This is a genomic window from Ruegeria sp. YKSF131 (assembly GCF_059612645.1).
Genome location: NZ_JBXWQZ010000126.1, coordinates 1 through 2,625 on the forward strand (window position 1 = coordinate 1; position 2,625 = coordinate 2,625).

Annotated in this window: 1 rRNA gene; it reads right to left on the minus strand. The window is 53.0% G+C overall.

The features are described 5' to 3' along the window. Positions 1 to 2,542: ribosomal RNA gene (locus AC2FLZ_RS21885) — 23S ribosomal RNA — on the minus strand; the annotation flags it as partial. Positions 2,543 to 2,625 lie beyond the last annotated feature (83 nt).

Genomic DNA, 2,625 nt, shown 5'->3' on the forward strand with positions numbered 1-2,625 from the left:
TCACGACGTTCTAAACCCAGCTCACGTACCTCTTTAAACGGCGAACAGCCGTACCCTTGGGACCTGCTCCAGCCCCAGGATGAGATGAGCCGACATCGAGGTGCCAAACACTGCCGTCGATATGGACTCTTGGGCAGTATCAGCCTGTTATCCCCGGCGTACCTTTTATCCGTTGAGCGATGGCCCTTCCACTCGGGACCACCGGATCACTATGGCCGTCTTTCGACTCTGCTCGACTTGTCAGTCTTGCAGTCAGGCTGGCTTCTGCCATTGCACTCAACGAGCGATTTCCGACCGCTCTGAGCCAACCTTCGCGCGCCTCCGTTACGCTTTAGGAGGCGACCGCCCCAGTCAAACTACCCGCCACGCAGGGTCCCGGATCCGGATAACGGACCGCGGTTAGACATCAAGAGTGCGAAGGGTGGTATCTCAAGGGAGGCTCCACAGGGACTTGCGTTCCTGCTTCAAAGCCTACCACCTATCCTGCACATCACAATCCTGATGCCAGTGCGAAGCTGTAGTAAAGGTGCACGGGGTCTTTCCGTCTAACCGCGGGAAGCCTGCATCTTGACAGGCAATTCAATTTCGCTGAGTCGATGTTGGAGACAGCGGGGAAGTCGTTACGCCATTCGTGCAGGTCGGAACTTACCCGACAAGGAATTTCGCTACCTTAGGACCGTTATAGTTACGGCCGCCGTTTACCTGGGCTTCAATTCAAGGCTCTCACCTCTCCTTTTAACCTTCAGGCACCGGGCAGGCGTCAGACCCTATACGTCGTCTTGCGACTTCGCAGAGCCCTGTGTTTTTAATAAACAGTCGCCACCCCCTGGTTTGTGCCCCCAGCCCCTAGTTGCCTAGGAACCGGGCCTCCTTCTCGCGAACTTACGGAGGTATTTTGCCGAGTTCCTTCAACATCGTTCTCTCAAGCGCCTTGGTATGCTCTACCAGTCCACCTGTGTCGGTTTAGGGTACGGTCTGATGGAGGGCTATTTCCAGGAACCACTCAGCAGCCCAATCAATCCGATAAGATTGAACTACACCTGTGATCCGTCACATCCTCCTGGCCTAGGAATATTAACCTAGTTCCCATCGCCTACGCCTTTCGGCCTCGGCTTAGGGGCCGGCTTACCCTGCTCAGATTAGCTTTAAGCAGGAACCCTTGGACTTTCGGCGAGAGTGTCTCTCACACTCTTTGTCGCTACTCATGTCATCATTCTCACTAGTGATCTCTCCACCGGATCCCTCACAGGCCGGCTTCATCGAAAAGACTCGATCCTCCAAGGTGCCCCGAAAGACACTAAAGAGGATAAGTCTTATGTCACACTACGCTCTGCTACCATGCCTTACGGCATCCTAAGCTTCGGCTCATGGCTTGAGCCCCGTTACATCTTCGCCGCAGGACAACTTATTTAGACCAGTGAGCTGTTACGCTATCTTTAAAGGATGGCTGCTTCTAAGCCAACCTCCTGGTTGTTTTGGTCGTCCCACCTGCTTTCCCACTTAGCCATGAATTGGGGGCCTTAGCTGTAGGTCAGGGTTGTTTCCCTCTCCACTACGGACGTTAGCATCCGCAGTGTGTCTGCCATCTAGTACTCCCGGGTATTCGGAGTTTGGTTAGGATCAGTAAGCCTGTGGGGCCCCATTACCCATCCAGTGCTCTACCCCCCGGGGTATTCGGATGACGCTCTACCTAAATAGATTTCGCAGAGAACCAGCTATCTCCGAGTTTGATTGGCCTTTCACCCCTAGGCACAGCTCATCCCGATCCTTTTCAACGGATGTGGGTTCGGTCCTCCAGTAAGTGTTACCTTACCTTCAACCTGGCCATGCCTAGATCACTCGGTTTCGGGTCTGATCCCACGAACTCATTCGCCCTATTAAGACTCGCTTTCGCTACGCCTACACCTAACGGCTTAAGCTTGCTCGTGAGACCAAGTCGATGACCCATTATACAAAAGGTACGCCGTCACCCCGCAAGGGGGCTCCGACTGATTGTAGGCGTTCGGTTTCAGGTACTGTTTCACTCCCCTCGTCGGGGTGCTTTTCACCTTTCCCTCACGGTACTGGTTCGCTATCGGTCAGCAAGGAGTACTTAGCCTTCGAAGGTGGTCCTCCGATCTTCAGACAGAATTTCACGTGTTCCGCCCTACTTAATACGTCCGATCATGCTTCATATACGGGACTGTCACCCTCTATGGTCCTGCTTCCCAACAGGTTCTATTCACACTCACGGCTCGGCTGGTCCCCGTTCGCTCGCCACTACTAGGGGAGTATCAATTGATTTCCTTTCCTCCGGGTACTTAGATGTTTCAGTTCCCCGGGTTTGCTCTTAAAACCCTATGTATTCAGGTCTTAAGTACCTGTTCATGCTCATTATTGATCAGCTGTGCCAACAATAACAAACATTCAGGTGGGTTGCCCCATTCAGAAATCCATGGATCAAAGCTTATTCTCAGCTCCCCATGGCTTATCGCAGAGTATCACGTCTTTCATCGCCTCTTGCTGCCAAGGCATTCACCAAACGCCCTTCTCGCGCTTGATTTGATCCAGAAAAAGAAAGACATAACATCTTGCACTACCGCCTATTCGGCTACTTGAGCGCGTGAAGCCTTTCGACCTTTCGGC